Annotated in this window: 15 protein-coding genes and 1 tRNA gene; 9 read left to right on the top strand and 7 right to left on the bottom strand. The window is 42.5% G+C overall.

What is annotated here, in order from left to right; genetic code table 11:
- The first annotated feature begins 360 nt into the window (after nucleotides 1-360).
- The 3 genes from FDP09_RS06300 to FDP09_RS06295 all read left to right on the top strand — a co-directional run bounded on the left by FDP09_RS06300 (nucleotide 361) and on the right by FDP09_RS06295 (nucleotide 1,224).
- Nucleotides 361-579: a hypothetical protein gene (locus FDP09_RS06300; RefSeq protein ID WP_137401845.1), complete on the top strand. Its 219-nt coding sequence runs from the start codon at nucleotides 361-363 to the stop codon at nucleotides 577-579.
- On the top strand, nucleotides 579-731 hold the full coding sequence (locus FDP09_RS23725; RefSeq protein WP_187328810.1) for a hypothetical protein: 153 nt from the start codon (nucleotides 579-581) through the stop codon (nucleotides 729-731). The genes FDP09_RS06300 and FDP09_RS23725 overlap by 1 nt, the downstream gene beginning before the upstream one ends.
- A gap of 82 nt (nucleotides 732-813) precedes the next feature.
- On the top strand, nucleotides 814-1,224 hold the full coding sequence (locus FDP09_RS06295) for a hypothetical protein (RefSeq protein WP_137401844.1): 411 nt from the start codon (nucleotides 814-816) through the stop codon (nucleotides 1,222-1,224).
- 29 nt (nucleotides 1,225-1,253) lie between these two features.
- Here FDP09_RS06295 and FDP09_RS06290 read toward each other — a convergent pair whose 3' ends face one another.
- Together FDP09_RS06290 and FDP09_RS06285 are read right to left on the bottom strand one after the other, a co-directional pair.
- Complete coding sequence (locus FDP09_RS06290) at nucleotides 1,254-1,610, bottom strand: hypothetical protein (protein ID WP_137401843.1); 357 nt, start codon at nucleotides 1,608-1,610, stop codon at nucleotides 1,254-1,256.
- 13 nt (nucleotides 1,611-1,623) lie between these two features.
- Complete coding sequence (locus tag FDP09_RS06285) at nucleotides 1,624-2,382, bottom strand: Ig-like domain-containing protein (protein WP_137401842.1); 759 nt, start codon at nucleotides 2,380-2,382, stop codon at nucleotides 1,624-1,626.
- A 198-nt stretch (nucleotides 2,383-2,580) separates the two neighbouring features.
- On the opposite strand from FDP09_RS06285, the gene FDP09_RS06280 reads away from it, so the two are divergent.
- A complete protein-coding gene (locus FDP09_RS06280) occupies nucleotides 2,581-7,245 on the top strand; it encodes a tape measure protein (protein WP_137401841.1) in 4,665 nt (1,554 codons plus the stop codon).
- A gap of 814 nt (nucleotides 7,246-8,059) precedes the next feature.
- On the opposite strand, the gene FDP09_RS06275 is transcribed toward FDP09_RS06280, so the two are convergent.
- Nucleotides 8,060-8,131 (bottom strand) — tRNA-Arg (locus FDP09_RS06275).
- Nucleotides 8,132-8,326: 195 nt separating this feature from the next.
- Between FDP09_RS06275 and FDP09_RS06270 the strand changes: the two genes are divergently transcribed.
- The 4 genes from FDP09_RS06270 to rplS all read left to right on the top strand — a co-directional run bounded on the left by FDP09_RS06270 (nucleotide 8,327) and on the right by rplS (nucleotide 10,597).
- Nucleotides 8,327-8,896 carry a 30S ribosomal protein S16 gene (locus FDP09_RS06270; protein WP_137401840.1) on the top strand — a complete coding sequence of 190 codons (570 nt, stop codon included), beginning with the start codon at nucleotides 8,327-8,329 and terminating at the stop codon, nucleotides 8,894-8,896.
- A 14-nt stretch (nucleotides 8,897-8,910) separates the two neighbouring features.
- Nucleotides 8,911-9,441 carry a ribosome maturation factor RimM gene (gene rimM, locus FDP09_RS06265; RefSeq protein ID WP_137401839.1) on the top strand — a complete coding sequence of 177 codons (531 nt, stop codon included), beginning with the start codon at nucleotides 8,911-8,913 and terminating at the stop codon, nucleotides 9,439-9,441.
- A gap of 3 nt (nucleotides 9,442-9,444) precedes the next feature.
- Nucleotides 9,445-10,152 (top strand): tRNA (guanosine(37)-N1)-methyltransferase TrmD, encoded by a 708-nt coding sequence (gene trmD / locus FDP09_RS06260; RefSeq protein ID WP_137401838.1) that lies wholly within the window; start codon nucleotides 9,445-9,447, stop codon nucleotides 10,150-10,152.
- 79 nt (nucleotides 10,153-10,231) lie between these two features.
- Nucleotides 10,232-10,597, top strand: a complete 366-nt coding sequence (gene rplS, locus FDP09_RS06255; RefSeq protein ID WP_137401837.1) for a 50S ribosomal protein L19 — start codon at nucleotides 10,232-10,234, stop codon at nucleotides 10,595-10,597.
- A 54-nt stretch (nucleotides 10,598-10,651) separates the two neighbouring features.
- Here the strand turns inward: rplS and FDP09_RS06250 are convergent, their stop codons facing one another.
- Complete coding sequence (locus tag FDP09_RS06250) at nucleotides 10,652-11,197, bottom strand: 2'-5' RNA ligase family protein (RefSeq protein WP_229683401.1); 546 nt, start codon at nucleotides 11,195-11,197, stop codon at nucleotides 10,652-10,654.
- Nucleotides 11,198-11,402: 205 nt separating this feature from the next.
- On the opposite strand from FDP09_RS06250, the gene FDP09_RS06245 reads away from it, so the two are divergent.
- A complete protein-coding gene (locus FDP09_RS06245; RefSeq protein WP_137401835.1) occupies nucleotides 11,403-12,317 on the top strand; it encodes a universal stress protein in 915 nt (304 codons plus the stop codon).
- A 79-nt stretch (nucleotides 12,318-12,396) separates the two neighbouring features.
- Here the strand turns inward: FDP09_RS06245 and FDP09_RS06240 are convergent, their stop codons facing one another.
- Genes FDP09_RS06240 through recJ form a run of 3 tightly spaced genes read right to left on the bottom strand, consistent with a single transcriptional unit; the run spans nucleotide 12,397 to nucleotide 16,424 of the window.
- Nucleotides 12,397-13,917 carry a GH3 auxin-responsive promoter family protein gene (locus FDP09_RS06240; RefSeq protein ID WP_137401834.1) on the bottom strand — a complete coding sequence of 507 codons (1,521 nt, stop codon included), beginning with the start codon at nucleotides 13,915-13,917 and terminating at the stop codon, nucleotides 12,397-12,399.
- A gap of 3 nt (nucleotides 13,918-13,920) precedes the next feature.
- Nucleotides 13,921-14,652 carry an LPS export ABC transporter ATP-binding protein gene (lptB, locus tag FDP09_RS06235; protein ID WP_137401833.1) on the bottom strand — a complete coding sequence of 244 codons (732 nt, stop codon included), beginning with the start codon at nucleotides 14,650-14,652 and terminating at the stop codon, nucleotides 13,921-13,923.
- A gap of 2 nt (nucleotides 14,653-14,654) precedes the next feature.
- On the bottom strand, nucleotides 14,655-16,424 hold the full coding sequence (gene recJ / locus FDP09_RS06230; protein WP_137401832.1) for a single-stranded-DNA-specific exonuclease RecJ: 1,770 nt from the start codon (nucleotides 16,422-16,424) through the stop codon (nucleotides 14,655-14,657).
- Between the last annotated feature and the right edge of the window lie 80 nt (nucleotides 16,425-16,504).

The following is a 16,504-nucleotide window of genomic DNA, read 5'->3' as shown; positions in this document are numbered from 1 at the left end:
GACATGACTGTAAGTATAATACTTAATAGTACTTACATTTGTAGGTATAGTACTTTAAAAGTGCAAGTACTCAATGCTTAATCATATTTACAATTGAAAATATTATAAATTTATGTTTGGAGTTAAGGTTTGTTTGTCATAGGTTTATACCATGATCAGTAAGGGGAAAATATCGAAAACCGAGCAAAAACAGATAAGGAAAATCCAAGCCGAAAAAGAAGCTATCAAGCGAAGGGCGGAAAAGATATTAAATGACACCGGTGATGTCTGGTTTTCGGTTTGGTATTCTCAACATGCCAATGATCAACTTAAAAAACGAACATACGAAAAATTCAATATTCAACTTTAAAAATTACGACCATGAAAAACAGAAAAGAAGCAATCCAAAACATCTCTAAAGGAATCCAAGAAATGGAAGCCGCAATGGCCAAAATCAAATTCAATGATGAGGCTTTTGATGATGACAGTTGGTATTTCGATTGGGTGATGGCACTGGAAAACCGTATCCAATGCCTAAAAGAATCATTTCAAAGTGACTTCAAGACAGGTTCTTTTGACCAACTTAAAGCAGCATCATAATGGCCAAGGTTATTTCAATTGGCAAGCCAGTAAAGCCCAAAAGCGTTCCATCCTGGAAGGATAGAACGGCAATCGACAGAATGAAAGAGCTGATTGTTGCGGACCACAACCGCAAAATCAAAGAGCAAAAAGAAGCCCGTAAAGAATCCTAATGACAGGGATTTTAGCAACTGAAAACAACGATTTAATAACTATGGGGTGTCAGATGTGGCACCCCATTCAAACTACTAAAAAATGGAAAAACACAATGAACCAAATTTTGCATTCTATGAAGTAATCACTTTTGATGAAAAGGAAGAACCTATCGATTATAGAGTATTTGAGCACCCTCATCTTCTTAGAGCTCGTGCGATGGCATACGCCTATCAAATGTACCGAAACGACCCCGGGGATATGTTAAGTGGACTATCAGAAGATTTGAAGATTTCAAAAGGAGAAGGTGATTTTAAAGCAGAGGTTTTCTTTGCATACTATCAAGATGGCGAAGCTGTTAAAATTCAACTTACTCCAAGAGAGGATCATAGGGAAGAATGCGAAAACGAAGTATTTATTTTAAGCGATCTTGGATATACAGACTGGACTTGCATAGAAGATTGGTATGAAGAAGAGTTTGATAAGCTTGTCCAGGAATATGCCAAAAGGTAGAACAAAGCCGGGGTAATTCCCGGCTTTATTTATTCCCTCACCCAAAAACCTTCAACCTTAGATTGCTTTCCTTTTTTGCTTTGAACAGAAAATGTAACTTGATATGGCCCAGGCTCCAAATCAACCACATATTCAGTTTCAATAACCCTATTAAGGGTTCCTTTTTCTGTTTCACCCGTTAAAATAGTATTTCCTTCGATGTAAATTTCATATTCCCATTTTTGATTAGGTTCCTTTTCCTCAATAATAGCCATAATATTCATAGTGTCGCCATTTTTAAATTCTTCACCGAATATTGAAAGCGAAATTTGTTCCGGGGCAATGTCGTAATCCTTGCACCCAAACCCCATAACAGCAACAAAACATAGCAGTAGTATCTTTTTCATAACATGTTATCGGTTACAGGTCTTTAGCCCTTAATTTTTCAAATCCTTCATTGATAGCGGCCTTTATATCAATCCTTCCAGATTCGCTTTCGCTGAGCTCCAAATACATGACGGTAAGACCTAGCTGGCTATCAACGGTTACACCTGCTATCACATCATTGTCAGCGAAATAATACACATCGTTCTCGTTACCTACCGGGATGTATCTTTGCCGCAAAAAATCAATGGTTCTTTCGGCTACCGATTCAGTGGATTTTAGGATTACCGCCCCTCCATACATTTTGGCATTTTCAAAAAGGTACATGACCATTTCCACATCCACATTTGAATCGTTAAATACCAATCCATCATCGGACTGATTACCAAGGGTTCTATTTTCGTTTGATTTAAAGTATTCCATGCCTTCACCGAAAGCAAATAGAGGTTCAACGTATAAAAAATTGATTGGATTTACCTTCACTTGGCATTCTCCCGAGAACTGGCCATCATTGGTAGTGACACGGATAGTTGTTTCTCCTTTGATTTTACCGGTGACTGTACCATCACCTGATACACTGGCAACAATGGAGCTGTCGGATTCCCATTTAAATTCATTGGTTGAATAGCCCTCACGGTTAAAAGACGTTTCCAGCTTAAAATTTTGGTCCACATCTATCTCAATGGATGATTCACTAAGGTTTATTTGGTTGTCGTTCGGGTTCTCGTCTCCATTGGAGCATGAAAAAAACATGGCCATGCCAATGGCCGTTAGTAGAGTAGATCGTAGTTTCATTGTAAAACTTTTTTGTGAATTCCAAAAATACCATTTCCGATACCTAAATGAAATACCCGAAATGGGGTATTTTTTTACTTGACAATTCGCAAAGTGTCAAGCTAATTGTTTGGTGTTTTATTCATTGACAAATACACTTTTTGGATATTTGGGAGTATATTTTTTTACTAATAATTGACACTTAAAATATCACAATAAATGGCAGTTCAGGTAAACGATGGCGGATTATATTGGAAAGCCGGGATAGACACTTCCGGACTTGAAAGGGATGCCAAAAAGGTAGAAGATATATTCGATGGTCTTACCAAAGAACAGGCCAACCAGGAAAAGAAACTACTTTCCAAACTTTCCCAGAATTACCGCGAAGTATATCAAGATGGATTGAGGGCTTTTCAGCAAATGACGCCTGAAATGCAAAAACAACTTTCCATCCTTCAATCATTCCAAACAGAACTATCACAGGTATCATCAGCACAAAAGAAACTTGATTCCCAATTCCAAAAAGGAAGGATAAGCCAAGTCGAATACAACAGAGCCACCGCTGGACTGTCAGTAAGGACACAGGAGCTCAAAACAAACATAGAACAATACTCCAATAGCATTAGGGCAAACAATGCCGTTATGAATGCCGCAAATGGTTCCATTGACCAAAAGCGGGCAAAATTACAACAGCTTCAAAAATCCTACACTGCGCTAAGTGAATCAGAAAGACAGAATGCAGCAGTAGGCGGTAGGCTTGAAAAGCAAATAAGATCGCTTGACAAGGAGATTACCAAGCTTGACAGGTCAATGAAAGGGGCGAGGTCGTCAGGTAAGGTTCTCAATCAAATATTACTTGCAACGACCGGACTTTTCACCATACAGCAAGGTAGTAGGCTTGTAAACGACATCATCCAGGTAAGGGGTGAAATAGAAAAGCTACAGGTTTCATTTGAAACAATGCTGCAAAGCAAGGCGGATGCCGAAAGGCTGATGGCCGACATCGTTCAAATTGCGACAAGCACCCCGTTTAAGTTGACCGAGGTGGCCGATGCCACAAAACAGTTATTGGCTTATGGATTTGCACAGGAGGAAATAAAAGGGGAGTTACTTGCCATTGGCAATGTCGCCAGTGGTGTAGGTGCAACATTCCAAGAGGTCGCCTATGCATATGGTACCTTGAAAACACAGGGAAGGGCATTTGCAAGGGATATACGCCAGTTCACAACTAGAGGTATTCCAGTAGTTAGAGAGCTTGCAGAACAGTTCAATGTTACCGAGAAGGAAATAAATGAAATGGTTTCCGCCGGTAAGATAGGATTTCCGGAGGTACAGAAAGCTTTCCAATCCCTTACAACTGAAGGAGGTATATTTTTTAACCTCATGGAAAAGCAATCCGAGACTGTTACCGGTCAGATTGCCAAGCTACAGGACAGGTTGCAATTGATGTTCAATGAAATTGGGAAATCAAATGAAGGCTTGATAAAAGGTGGCATACAGTCGATTTCATTCCTTATAGAAAATTACGAACGTGTAATAGATACTATTGGCGTTCTTGTTACAGCATATGGATCCTACCGTGCCGCGCTGGTAATCACGCAAGCACTTGAAGCTGCAGTAACGGCAGGGGAAATAAAAAGCGTATCTGTTAAGGGATTATTGAGACTTGCTACGCTTAACCTCCAAAAAGCACAAGCGTTATTAAATACCACGATGTTGGCAAACCCATACGTTGCCGTGGCGACAGCTTTGGGGGTCTTGGTAGGCGCATTTGTGTTCTTAAGGGATGAAGTAGAAGAGGTAGAAAAGAGCCAGGATAGACTTAACCGATTATACACTGATGTAAATAATTCAGTGAGTGAACAACAGGCTAAAATAGGTCAGTTGGTCAGCATATTGCAGGACCAAAACGTAGCCGAATCGGTAAGATTGAAAGCTTACAAAGACCTTAACAATATATCGCCTGATATTGTCCGTGGATTATCATTTGAAGAGGCCAAAACAAAGGATTTGACCGCTGCAATTTATGGCTACATCAATGCACTTAGGGACAGAAGGGAAGAGGAAGCACTCATAAATGAGGGCGTTACCATTGCCCAAAAGAGAGCCGAGCTTGAACAGCGTTTAATAGACCAACAGGAAAGGCTTAACCAACTAAGAAAGGAAAGCCAAACCCTTTCAAGTTCCGGCGCTGCATCAAATTCGGGGCAGATAGCAGCCGCAAACAGGGAGATCCAAACGACACAGGAGAACCTTTCACGGCTACTGCAATCACAGGAAGATATCAACCGTAAACTTGGTGATACTTTTGACGATACATCAGAATCGGTACAAAAACAGATCGAGTTTTATAAGCAGGTACAAAAGGCCTTCAAAGACACATCATCTGAATACAAGCAGTATGAGGACGAGATACAAAAACTAAGGGAAAAACTAACTGATACCGAGGATCAACCGGAAAGGGCTGCACAAAACAAAGCATACTTTGAACAGATAATCCAAGAAAACACAGAAGGGTTAAACGCACTTGACAAATCAGCTGATGACTTTGAAAAAAGAGCGAAGGAATACAGAGAAAAGATACTTTCCGCTCAACAAAACCTGGAGGCATTTAGCACAAAGTCCGATAAGAAAGAGCAAAATGAAGCCGTAAAAGAAAGGGAGGAGGTATTAAAAGAGCTTGAAAAGCTGGAAGATAAGTATTACAAAAAATCATTCGAACGGGGAGAACAGGAGATAAGGGATACAGAGAGAAGGTTCAAAGAGCTTAGGGAACTGGCAGTCAAAAACGGATTGGGAGGACGTGTAGTGGATAGAATTGATAGCCTGGAAGATAGGGCTACCGGTGATATTGCATACAGGACAGAAACCAGTCTTTTGGAGGACGAGCTCAAAAAAAGGGAGCAGCTTTACAGGGAATATACCGACTACGTGAACGATTTTGGAATTCAGGCAGCAAGGGAAAGGTATGGCGTGGAGCTCGAAGAGGTTAAAAGCTACATCGAAAAGGCGCAAAAGGAATATCAAAACCTTGCATCCACGCCCGCAGGGGACAGGTCAGGGGTAGAACAAGAGAGATTGGAGTTCTTGCAGGAGGTATTGGATAAAGAGAAGGAATACCAAAACAAGCAGTACGACCAACTACTGTTAAGCGTACAAAATTATGAGCAAAAAAGAAATGCATTAACCGAGCAATACCAACGTGAAAGGGCTGAAATAGTATCAAGGGGTGATTTTGAATACCTACAGGAATTTGATAGGCAGTTCAAAGAACAGATTACAAAGCTGAATGAAGAGGCGGCAATTAATGTTACCGGTTTTCAAAAATTCTTTGACAACATCGAAACGATGTCAAGGAGCGCGGCACTGGAAGGTATTGCCCAATTGAGAAAAGAGTTTGAGAAGCTTTTCAAAAAGGGATTGATTGACGAAGGTCAGCTGGACAACTTCATTACATTCCTTAGAAATGCAGAAGAAAACGTACAGAATGAACTACCTGAAGGCCTATCTGAAATATCATCCCAATTAAATGATATTGTTGGCACGATTGGAGATGTAAACAGCGGATTTGGTCAAACATTGCGTGTGGTTTCCGATCTAATACAAAGAACTGCACAGGTAAAGACCAACATAGAAGCATTCAAGACAGCTCAAAGCACGGGTAATGCACTTGGTGCCATTGGGGCAGGTTTGGGCATTGCCGGTGGTGTATTTGCGGGAATACAGGCAGTGGCCGGTATAGTCAATTCAATTTCACAGCAATCAAGACTTGCCGAACAACAGGTTTTGGAGTTCCAAAGCAAGGTTGAAAAAGGAGAGTTGAGGCTTAATGCCCTTTATAGGGAGAGAAGGGCACTGGCCGCTGAAATTGAAAACTCCATGACTAAGAACTTCCAATCACAGACCAATGCACTCCAGCAAAACATAAGGGAGATAAATGAAGAGTTCAATGGTATTTTTGGGCAGTTGACAAGATCAGTAAGTGGCGAAGATTTAAGCAAACTTAATGATAGTTTCTATCAAGATTCCAATAACCTTTTTAAAAAATACATGGACAAACTTGGGGATTCTGTTTACGAGGTAGAACCAAGGATAGAACGTGGATTTTTAGGAATCGGAAAAACAGTGGTGAGGCAATTTGAATCATTGGCAGGAATGTCATATGAGAATATTGAAAAGATTTACGACCAGTTAACACCACAGGCCAAAGAGCTTTTTGATCAGCTCAAAGAGCAACGTGCCGAAATGGAGGAATGGACACAACAGCTTGAAGAGTTACGGGAAGCTTATAAAGATGCGCTGGTAGGTGGTATTGATGGGTTGAGCATTGCAGATACAATAATTGAAGGTTTTAGGCAGGGAAAAAGGGCGGCCGAAGATTTTGGAACAGACCTGGAAGAGATAGTAAGGAATGCCATGTTGGAAGGCTTCAAATACAGGATACTCGAAGAGCCATTGAACAAAATAATAGACCAGTTTGGAGAAGATGCGCTGGACGGGCTAGACAATAATGAAATTGAAAAGTTTGTAAAAAGTGTGAACGGTGTGATCACATCATCAGGCCCGGCATTCGATGCTATGAACAAAGCATTGTCAGAAGTAGGGATATCACTTGAAGAAACGCAGTCCAATGCCGGTAGCGCGGTAGGATCCATACAGAGGTCGATAACAGAAGAGACGGGATCGGAATTGGCCGGGCTTTTCAGGTCATTTTATGACAATCAGAAAATTGCAAACAACTACCTGTTCGAACAATTACAGATAGGGTTGCAACAGGTCAATTACCTGCAAGAAATAGCGCAATGGCAAGCTAGGTCTTATAAGGAATTGGTTTCTATAAACAGAAATACCAAGGGCAATTCAAACGGGTATGACAGGCCATGAACTAAGGTTGATTAGGTTAATTATTCCACTTTTTCAAATGTCAGTTATAAGGGGGTACTCATTATGTGGGTGCCCTTTTTTAATGATTGTGAAATTAGGGTTAAGCGCAAATAAGGTAGGTTATAATTGCATTGTGCATAATTTGCACGTTAGTCAGGTTGACGGTTGACAGGTCGTTAGTTCGCCTTTGCGCCTCGTATTTTCCCATGAAATGATATGCAAATAGGTTTGAGTCTCATTTGTGATAATATAACCCTAAATTTATTTGTACCAGGTGAATATCTGACGTAGTGATTTACTACGGCAGCGGGGTAAGTGTCCAGTAAACACATTCTTATTTGATGGTCATTTGATGACAAATCTGATGTCATTTTAAATGATAAAATTAAAAAGTTGATAGATATATTCAAGTAATCTTTTCAAATTGAACCATCTCCCATTCCCCATTAACCTCCTTCATCCAAACCTGATAACGCCCCTCATTGAAATTTATAAAATATGAATATATTGGTTGATTTGGATAGGTTTTCATCATATTTGGAAGCATTTTAAGTGCTAAAAACCGGAGAACATCTCTATTTAGTGCCATACTAACTAATATTGGGTAGTAAATTATACAATTTTAACCAAAAGGTAAATTTGAATTATTTTAAGTAATAGGAAATTTGTGAAAATCTCTATTGGTAATTCTTCTGTATGTGATATCTTAAGATTGGTTCTATTTCTTGAAATATCCACAAAAATCTATTGTGTCCCCCAATCCATCCCCCAAAAATTAAAACCTCCCCAAAATCAATTTGAAGAGGTTTTTTTGTAGTCCCGACAGGAATCGAACCTGTATCTAAAGTTTAGGAAACTTCTATTCTATCCATTGAACTACGGGACCAGTCTACCTGTTAATAAAGGTGGAAAGCGCCTGCTAGCTCCTTCCCTTCCTAAAATGTGCCGCAATTTAAAACATATTTTCCTTATTCCGCAAATATTCTAGGCCTAACTTGTTCTTTTAAAGATAAATCCGCTATCTTTGCAGTCCAAATTTACGATGGACGAGATCCATCAACAAACTAAATATCAATATAATATGGCAGTAAAAATCAGATTAGCTCGTAGAGGTAGAAAAAGATTAGCCATCTACGATGTCGTTGTAGCTGATGCAAGAGCTCCACGTGATGGACGCTTTATCGAAAAAATCGGTTCGTATAACCCGAACACTGACCCTGCTTCTATCAACATCAATAATGATAGAGCATTGCAATGGTTGCTTAACGGTGCCCAACCTACGGACACTGTAAAAGCGATGCTTTCTTACCGTGGTGTATTGCTTAAAAAACACCTTCAGATCGGTGTCTTGAAAGGCGCGATCACCCAGGAGGAAGCAGACAAGAAATTCCAAGCTTGGATCGACGAAAAAGAAACTTCCATCACTGGCAAGAAAGACAAAATCGCCCAAGCCAAGGAAGATGCCCGTAAGAAGGCTCATGAGGCTGAAGTCGCCAAAAATGAGGCCCGTCTTGAGGCAATCAAGAAAAGAGAAGAAGAAGCCAAAGCCGCTGCTGAGGCAGAAGCCGCTGAAGCTGAAGCTCCTGCTGAAGGCGAGGAAAGCGAAGCACCTGCTGCTGAAAGCAACGAAGAAGAAGAAAACAAAGGTTAATTGCGCACCTTTCCATGAACAAGGACAACTGTTTCCAATTAGGCTACATTGCTAAAGTTCATGGACTCCAAGGAGAAGTGGTGGCTGTGCTGGATGTAGATTATCCAGAAAATTACGAAGACATCGAGCATGTCTTTTTGGAAAAAAACAACCGAATGGCCCCCTACTTTCTAGAGCACTTTGTCTCCCAGCCAAACAACCGCTTTCTGGCCAAGTTTGAGGGATTTGATGACAAAAACGCCGCCGACACACTTGTGGGAACGGCACTCTATCTTCCGCTGAAAGACCTTCCTGTACTCGATGAAGATCAGTACTATTTTCACGAGTTGGTGGGCTTTGAAGTAGAAGACTCCTCCAAAGGAGTACTAGGTAGTGTAAATGTGATATACGACCTCCAAACCCAATACCTTATTGGGCTGGATTATAAAGGAAAGGAAATCCTGGTACCCATTCAGGATGACATTATCCTTAAAGTGGACAAGACAGCAAAAAAAGTTTTCTGTCAATTGCCAGATGGCTTACTTGAAATATATCTAGAGGATTAGTCCATGCAGATCGACATAATCACCGTAGTACCCGGCCTTTTGGAAGGGCCTTTTTCACATTCTATCCTCAAACGGGCAGAAGAAAAAGGACTGGCAAAGGTACAAGTACACAACCTCAGGGAGTATGCTACTAACAAACAAAAGCAAGTCGATGACTATGCTTTTGGAGGAGGAGCAGGCATGGTCATGATGATCGAGCCCGTGGCCAGGTGCATTGAAGCCCTGAAAAGCCAGCGGGATTACGATGAAATCATCTACATGACCCCTGATGGGGAAACCTTCGATCAGCAAATGGCCAATTCCCTCTCGCTAAAAGGAAACCTGATGATCCTTTGTGGTCATTATAAAGGTGTGGATGAACGGATCAGGCAAAGGTACATCACCCGCGAAATCAGTATCGGAGATTTTGTACTCTCTGGTGGCGAACTTGCGGCAGCCGTAGTCGCTGATGCAGTGATCCGCCTGATTCCCGGGGTGCTCAATGACGAGACCTCAGCCTTGACGGATTCCTTTCAAGACGGACTTCTGGCTCCACCGATCTATACGCGGCCTGCAGAATATGAAGGTATGAAAGTACCAGACATACTGCTCTCCGGTCACAATGAAAAGATCGCCAATTGGAGGTTTGAAGAATCGGTTCGCCGTACCAAAAAAAGAAGGCCTGACTTACTGGAGGGCAAAAATATTGAGGCTGGCGAAAAACGTAAATAGTTGATAATTAATTGAATAAAATAGATAATTGCATACCTTTGCAATTCGAATTTGCGATAAGCACATAAATCATAAAGATATGAGCGAACTACTTAAAATTGTAGAAGAGGAATACAACGAGGCGAGAGCCAAGTTCCCTTCTTTCAAGTCAGGAGATACAATTAACGTTCACGTACGTATTAAAGAGGGTAACAAAGAACGTGTGCAGCTGTTCCAAGGTACCGTGATCCAACGTAAAAACGTTAACTCCAATGGAGAGACTTTCACAGTAAGAAAAATCTCTAGTGGCATCGGTGTAGAAAGAATTTTCCCCCTTCTTAGCCCTAGCATTGAGAAAATCGAAGTGCTAAGACAAGGTAGAGTGAGAAGAGCTAGACTTTACTACCTACGTGGTCGTCAGGGTAAAGCTGCAAGAGTTAAAGAAAAAATCACTGTGAAGCACTAATTCACAGTCTCAAGTAATCAAAAAAGGGAGCCAAAATGGCTCCCTTTTTTGCTGTTAAAGAACAGGACCAAGCGCTATCATTTCCACTATTTGCCAGCGATAATTCACTTTTTTGAGCAAGGCCACCTGCTGGACATCCATCTTGGCATAAAAGCCTCTTTCTTTTAACATTGCCCAGCATTCATCAAAAAAACGCTTCTTCAGGTCACTGTACACCAAGGTAACATGGGGCGTAAAGGCCTTGTCACTGAGTTCTATATTGAGTTTTAGTGTTCTCTTACAGTAGTGGCTAAATGCCTCCTGCATCTCCGTCAATGCATCTCCTCCATGGACGCGCGCATACATAATTCGCCTGCCAAACCGTCCAATTCCTTTAAATTCCACCTGAAAATGAGCCCGCTCTTTAAAGAAATCTTCCAACAGCCCGACAAGCTTATCTTCCTTATGTTCGTTCCAGACAAATGGCATCTTGAGCGTCACATGGGCTGGGGATTTCAGCGCATGCTTGGCATTAAACTTATCACGGACCGCTTCTTTTACCTCCTGCGCCTGTGCCTGTACTTCTTCCGGTGGAACTATCGCCACAAAATATTTCTGCATTGATCTTGGCATGATCCAAAGATGCGTAAATTCCATGGGAAAAAGCAAGCCCTCATCTAAAAGTCATTTCCCCGCTCTCCCACTACTTGCAAATGACAACACTGACCAATTGACCATTTACACGTTACTTAACCACAATTATCCCTTTTTCTCTTTCTTAGCTCCTTCGTATCTATTAAATTGTTACAAATTCTTTAATCAACCTATGGCACAGAATAATACAGCATTAGTCGGACTGGACCTCACTAAAATGGACCAAGTAATCTTGGAAAACATCAAAAAGGTCATCGAACTTTTAAACCTCAAAAAGCTCTATTTCACACACGTGGCGACCAATCTCGCCCTTCCCGATGACATTGCCAGTACGTATCCAAATTTGATGGCTCCTGTCGATGAAAGCATCGAAAAAGAAATAGAAAAGAAAATTGAAACCTTGGGCCTCCCTGCGGAAGTGGAAGTGGAAGTGAATGCAGAGGAGGGCGACCCCATGGACAGCCTCTTGAGATGGTCAAAGATCAAACATGTGGATTTTATCGTCATGGGCAGGAAGACAGCCTTAGAAGGTTCCGGAAGGCTGCCAAAACGCATTGCTCAGAAAGCTCCTGCTTCGGTCTTTTTTGTCACTGAGGACATGGGGCAAAACCAGCTGCAAAAGCTCTTGGTGCCTATTGATTTTTCAGAGCATACAGAAGTAGTCCTCGGAAAAGTAGAAAATTTTATCAAAGAGAAAAAGGAAGCTGAAATCCGATATATACACCTTTATGATGTGCCCATTGGCTATCACAAAACAGGCAAATCCTATGAAGAATTTGCAGAAATCATGAAGGAGAATGCAATGAAGGAATTTGATAAAATGGTCAAGAAGCATAAAATTGAAGACCACCCTTGCGATTTTGTATTAAATAAGGATTCTATCAAGGCCGATGACATCCTCAAGGACGCGCTCGACAAAAACATAGACTTGGTCGTCATTGGCAGTAGGGGCCGAAGCAACTCAGCCGCCCTGCTGCTGGGAAGCGTCGCCGAAAGACTCGTAGAAATCAATTACAAAGTCCCTATGCTGGTCATCAAAAGGAAAGGTGAGAACATGAACTTCCTTCAGGCTTTGCTAAACATCTAATCCAGCAAATGTATTTAAGCACCGTTACCAATCCTGCCATGGCTTCAGCACCATCGCAGGATTGTTTTTTTGACTTAGATTAATTCATGAGCTCCAATATCGTATCAATGTACTCGCGATTATTGGCTAGACGGGGCACTTTATTTTGTCCCCCCAACTTTCCGCGTGACCTCATCCACCTTTCGAAAAGCCCTTCTTCCGCAAAGTGAATCAGAGGCTTGTCCAAGGCAATGTCCCTGTACCGTTTGGCATCGTAATCAGAATTGACCTCGCGAAGGGTTGCGTCCAACTTCAACTTAAAGGCTTCTGAATCCTTGGGAGATTTGCTAAACTCAATAATCCATTCATGGGCTCCTTTGCTATCGGCTCCATCAAAATAGACCGGCGCTGCCGTAAAGTTTACCACAATGGCCTCCGTAGCTTCAGCAGCCACCGCTATGGCTTTCTCGGCATTTTCTACGATCACTTCTTCACCAAATGCATTGATGAAGTGTTTTGTCCTTCCGGAAATCCTGATACGATAAGGGCGGATGGAAGTAAATTTCACGGTATCGCCGATCTTATACCGCCAAAGCCCACCGTTCGTACTGATCACCAAAGCGTAATTCTTGCCCAGCTCCACCTCCTCCAGTGGCAATACTTTGGGATCCTCACGGTCCCACTCTTCCATGGGGATGAATTCATAATAGATCCCGTAATCCAGCATCAGCAACAGCTCATCGGAATTCTTTTGGTCCTGTATCCCAAAAAAACCCTCGGAGGCATTATACGTCTCCATATACCGCATGGATGTGGAAGGCACCAACGCTTCAAAAACCCGTCGGTATGGCCCAAAAGCCACTGCTCCATGGAAAAACACCTCCAGATTTGGCCATACTTCGAGAATATTTTTGGAATTCGTCAGCTCCATTATCCGCTGGAGCAGCACAATGGTCCACGTGGGCACGCCCGAAATACTGACCACATTTTCCTCCATGGTTTCCCTGGCCATCTTCTCGATTTTTTCTTCCCACTCGCTCATCAAGGCGGTCTCCAGACTTGGTGTTCTGGCCAACTGGGCCCACACAGGCAGGTTACGCATGATCACTGCTGAAATGTCACCGTACTGGCTGTTTTTGTTGATATCTAGTGCATTTACTTCACTGCTCCCGCCGATCGCCAAACTTTTCCCCGTAAATAGCTTACTGTCCGGGTAATTGTTTACATACAGGGACAGCATATCCTTGCCGCCCTTAAAGTGGCAATCTTCCAGGGATTCTTGGGAAACAGGGATAAATTTACTTCTGCTGCTGGTCGTTCCAGAGGATTTCGAAAACCAACTGATCTCTGATGGCCAAATCACGTTCTGCTCGCCCTTCATCGTCTGCTCGATATAGGGCTGCATCTGCTCATAACTGTGGATCGGTACTTGACGGTCAAAATCCTTCGGGCTTTTAATGTCCGAAAAGCCATATTTCTTTCCAAACTGGGTTTTCCTTGCGGACTTTATCAGGTCAAAAAAAATGTCTTGCTGAACTTCTATGGGATTTTCCTTGAAGTTATCAATCTGACCAATACGGATCTTAAAAATCCAGGTCATAAAAGTATTTAATACGTCCATAAATTAAATCTTACGTTTCAGCTCAAAGTGCTTTCCAAGATAAACTTTCCGAACCTGCTCATCGGCGGCCAGCTCTTCGGCAGTACCTGCTTTGAGCAATTTACCCTCAAACATCAGGTAAGCGCGATCGGTTATCGAAAGGGTTTCATTCACATTGTGATCAGTGATCAAAATGCCAATATTTTTGTTTTTTAATTTAGCAACAATTGTTTGGATTTCCTCTACTGCAATGGGATCCACCCCCGCAAAAGGCTCATCTAACAATACGAACTTGGGATCGACTGCCAAAGCCCGTGCAATCTCGGTCCTTCTACGCTCCCCACCAGAAAGAACCATGCCAAGGTTTTTGCGTACATGGGTAAGGCTAAATTCTTCCAATAGCCCTTCCATTTTTTCCTTTTGGGCCGCTTTAGGAAGGTCGGTCATCTCCAGAACGGCCATGATATTTTCTTCCACGGACAGCTTCCGAAAGACTGACGCTTCCTGCGCCAAATAGCCAATCCCTAGCTTTGCCCTTCGGTACATGGGAAGGGGGGTGATCTCCTCCTTATCCAAGAAGACCTTACCACTATTGGGCTTGATTAAGCCCACGATCATATAGAAAGAAGTGGTCTTACCTGCTCCATTGGGCCCCAATAGCCCCACGATCTCCCCTTGCTCTACCTCCACCGAAATATTGTTCACCACTTTTCGGCCTTTGTATATCTTGATCAGGTCTTCTCCTCTTAGTATCATGGTCAGTCGAATTTGATGTCCTTCACATATAGCTGAAGGCTGCTGGTATTTCTGAACGTATTTTCTCTTACTTCAAAAGCGATATTAAAGCGCATTTTGCTGCGCAGCATTTCATAATAGGTCGCAAAGCCAAAAGCTATGCATACAGGACTGGTCACTTGGCCATCTTGTACGATTTCAAATTTAAGGTGCTTGTCTTTTAACACCTTGATGTTCTGCGCATATACTTGGTTTGCACAGAATATCGGCTCCGTATTCCCCGGCCCAAATGGCGCCATCTGACGCAATATATTATAAAATTTATAATTGATCTGATCCAGCTCCAGTTCATCATCCACTTCCAGCACGGGTTTCTTATGAATATCCGCTATACGGCTGGTAACCACCTCCTCAAACCGCTCTTGGAAAGCAGGCACCTTATCCAACTCCATGGTAAGACCCGCCGCATATTTATGCCCCCCAAACTGTTCCAGCAGATCACTACACTCGCTAATGGCCTCATAAATATCAAAATCATATACCGACCGTGCACTGCCCGTCGCCTTGTTGTTAGATGATGTCAGGATAATCGTAGGCCGGTAATATTGTTCGATACAGCGGGATGCCACGATCCCGATCACTCCCTTATGCCAATCTTCCTTGTACAAGACCGTGCTCTTGAAGGGCTTTTCTTGATCGCGGTCTTCTATCATCTGAATGGCTTCCTTGGTAATGTTTTCATCAAAATTCTTCCGAGCGGAATTCACGTCTTCCACCACCTCTGCCCTTCGCAAGGCATCATGGATATCCTGGGAGATCAACAGCTCCACGGACGCTTTGGCATGTTCTAGCCTGCCCGAGGCATTGATACGTGGGCCAATGCGGAAAACAATATCAGAAATCTCAATGTCCTTATCCGATTTTAACTGCAGCATTTCACGCTGGAGTAGCTGACGGTTGTCGAGCAGCTCCTGAAGGCTACGCTGTCCCTTTCCAGCCAAAATCAATGCCATAAGCCCCGGCCGCGGGTTATTGTTCAACCGCTCTAGCCCATAGTGAGCCAAAATCCTGTTTTCACCCGTGATGGGCACAATATCCGCCGCAATGCTTACCGCCACCAAATCCAACAACCCAAAAAGATGACTGGCATTCTTGCCGGTTTTTTCGGTAAATGCCTGAATGAGCTTAAAGCCCACCCCGCAGCCGCTTAGCTCCTTATAGGGGTATTCGCAGTCTTGGCGCTTGGGATCGAGCACTGCAAGGGCTTTGGGAAGCTCCTCTCCTGGCGTATGGTGATCGCAGACAATAAAATCCACCCCCAGGCTATTGGCCAACGCTACCTTTTCCAAAGCCTTTATTCCACAATCCAAGGATACGATCAGTTTAAAATCATTTTCAGCGGCATAATGTACCCCTCTTTCTGACACCCCATAGCCTTCTTGATAGCGATCGGGAATATAAAAATCCACATGAGGATAGACCGCGTTCAAAAACCCATAAAACAACGCCACTGCAGTAGTACCATCTACATCATAATCACCATAGACCAGGATTTTTTCTTCATGATCTATGGCCCTTATTAATCGCTCTACAGCCTTGTCCATATCCTTCATTAGGAATGGCGAGTGGATTTTATCCAGGTCGGGCCGGAAAAAATCCTTGGCCTCCTGAAAATTGTTCACATTCCGATTAACCAACAAATTGGCCAATGCCGGATTGACGTTGATTTCACTGCTGAGAGATTGTACTGTTGATTGGTCTGCCTTGCTTTTTATTTCCCACCTAAACTCCATACCTCCTAAATTACTAAACTAAAGTACTTCTTTATTAAAAAAATTTGCAATTATTTCCGCCACTTTCACTGAATGTAAGG

This window comes from Echinicola rosea, from assembly GCF_005281475.1.
In the GTDB taxonomy this organism is placed as follows: domain Bacteria; phylum Bacteroidota; class Bacteroidia; order Cytophagales; family Cyclobacteriaceae; genus Echinicola; species Echinicola rosea.
This window is presented reverse-complemented; position numbering and strand designations above follow the sequence as displayed.

Bases quoted from the DNA above. Each gene is read 5' to 3' on its own strand.
- FDP09_RS06285 (WP_137401842.1), bottom strand. From the start codon at position 2,382: ATGAAACTACGATCTACTCTACTAACGGCCATTGGCATGGCCATGTTT.
- FDP09_RS06295 (WP_137401844.1), top strand. From the start codon at position 814: ATGGAAAAACACAATGAACCAAATTTTGCATTCTATGAAGTAATCACT.
- FDP09_RS23725 (WP_187328810.1), top strand. From the start codon at position 579: ATGGCCAAGGTTATTTCAATTGGCAAGCCAGTAAAGCCCAAAAGCGTT.
- FDP09_RS06270 (WP_137401840.1), top strand. From the start codon at position 8,327: ATGGCAGTAAAAATCAGATTAGCTCGTAGAGGTAGAAAAAGATTAGCC.
- FDP09_RS06290 (WP_137401843.1), bottom strand. From the start codon at position 1,610: ATGAAAAAGATACTACTGCTATGTTTTGTTGCTGTTATGGGGTTTGGG.
- FDP09_RS06240 (WP_137401834.1), bottom strand. From the start codon at position 13,917: ATGGACGTATTAAATACTTTTATGACCTGGATTTTTAAGATCCGTATT.
- trmD (WP_137401838.1), top strand. From the start codon at position 9,445: ATGCAGATCGACATAATCACCGTAGTACCCGGCCTTTTGGAAGGGCCT.
- lptB (WP_137401833.1), bottom strand. From the start codon at position 14,652: ATGATACTAAGAGGAGAAGACCTGATCAAGATATACAAAGGCCGAAAA.
- recJ (WP_137401832.1), bottom strand. From the start codon at position 16,424: ATGGAGTTTAGGTGGGAAATAAAAAGCAAGGCAGACCAATCAACAGTA.
- rimM (WP_137401839.1), top strand. From the start codon at position 8,911: ATGAACAAGGACAACTGTTTCCAATTAGGCTACATTGCTAAAGTTCAT.
- FDP09_RS06250 (WP_229683401.1), bottom strand. From the start codon at position 11,197: ATGCAGAAATATTTTGTGGCGATAGTTCCACCGGAAGAAGTACAGGCA.
- rplS (WP_137401837.1), top strand. From the start codon at position 10,232: ATGAGCGAACTACTTAAAATTGTAGAAGAGGAATACAACGAGGCGAGA.
- FDP09_RS06245 (WP_137401835.1), top strand. From the start codon at position 11,403: ATGGCACAGAATAATACAGCATTAGTCGGACTGGACCTCACTAAAATG.
- FDP09_RS06280 (WP_137401841.1), top strand. From the start codon at position 2,581: ATGGCAGTTCAGGTAAACGATGGCGGATTATATTGGAAAGCCGGGATA.
- FDP09_RS06300 (WP_137401845.1), top strand. From the start codon at position 361: ATGAAAAACAGAAAAGAAGCAATCCAAAACATCTCTAAAGGAATCCAA.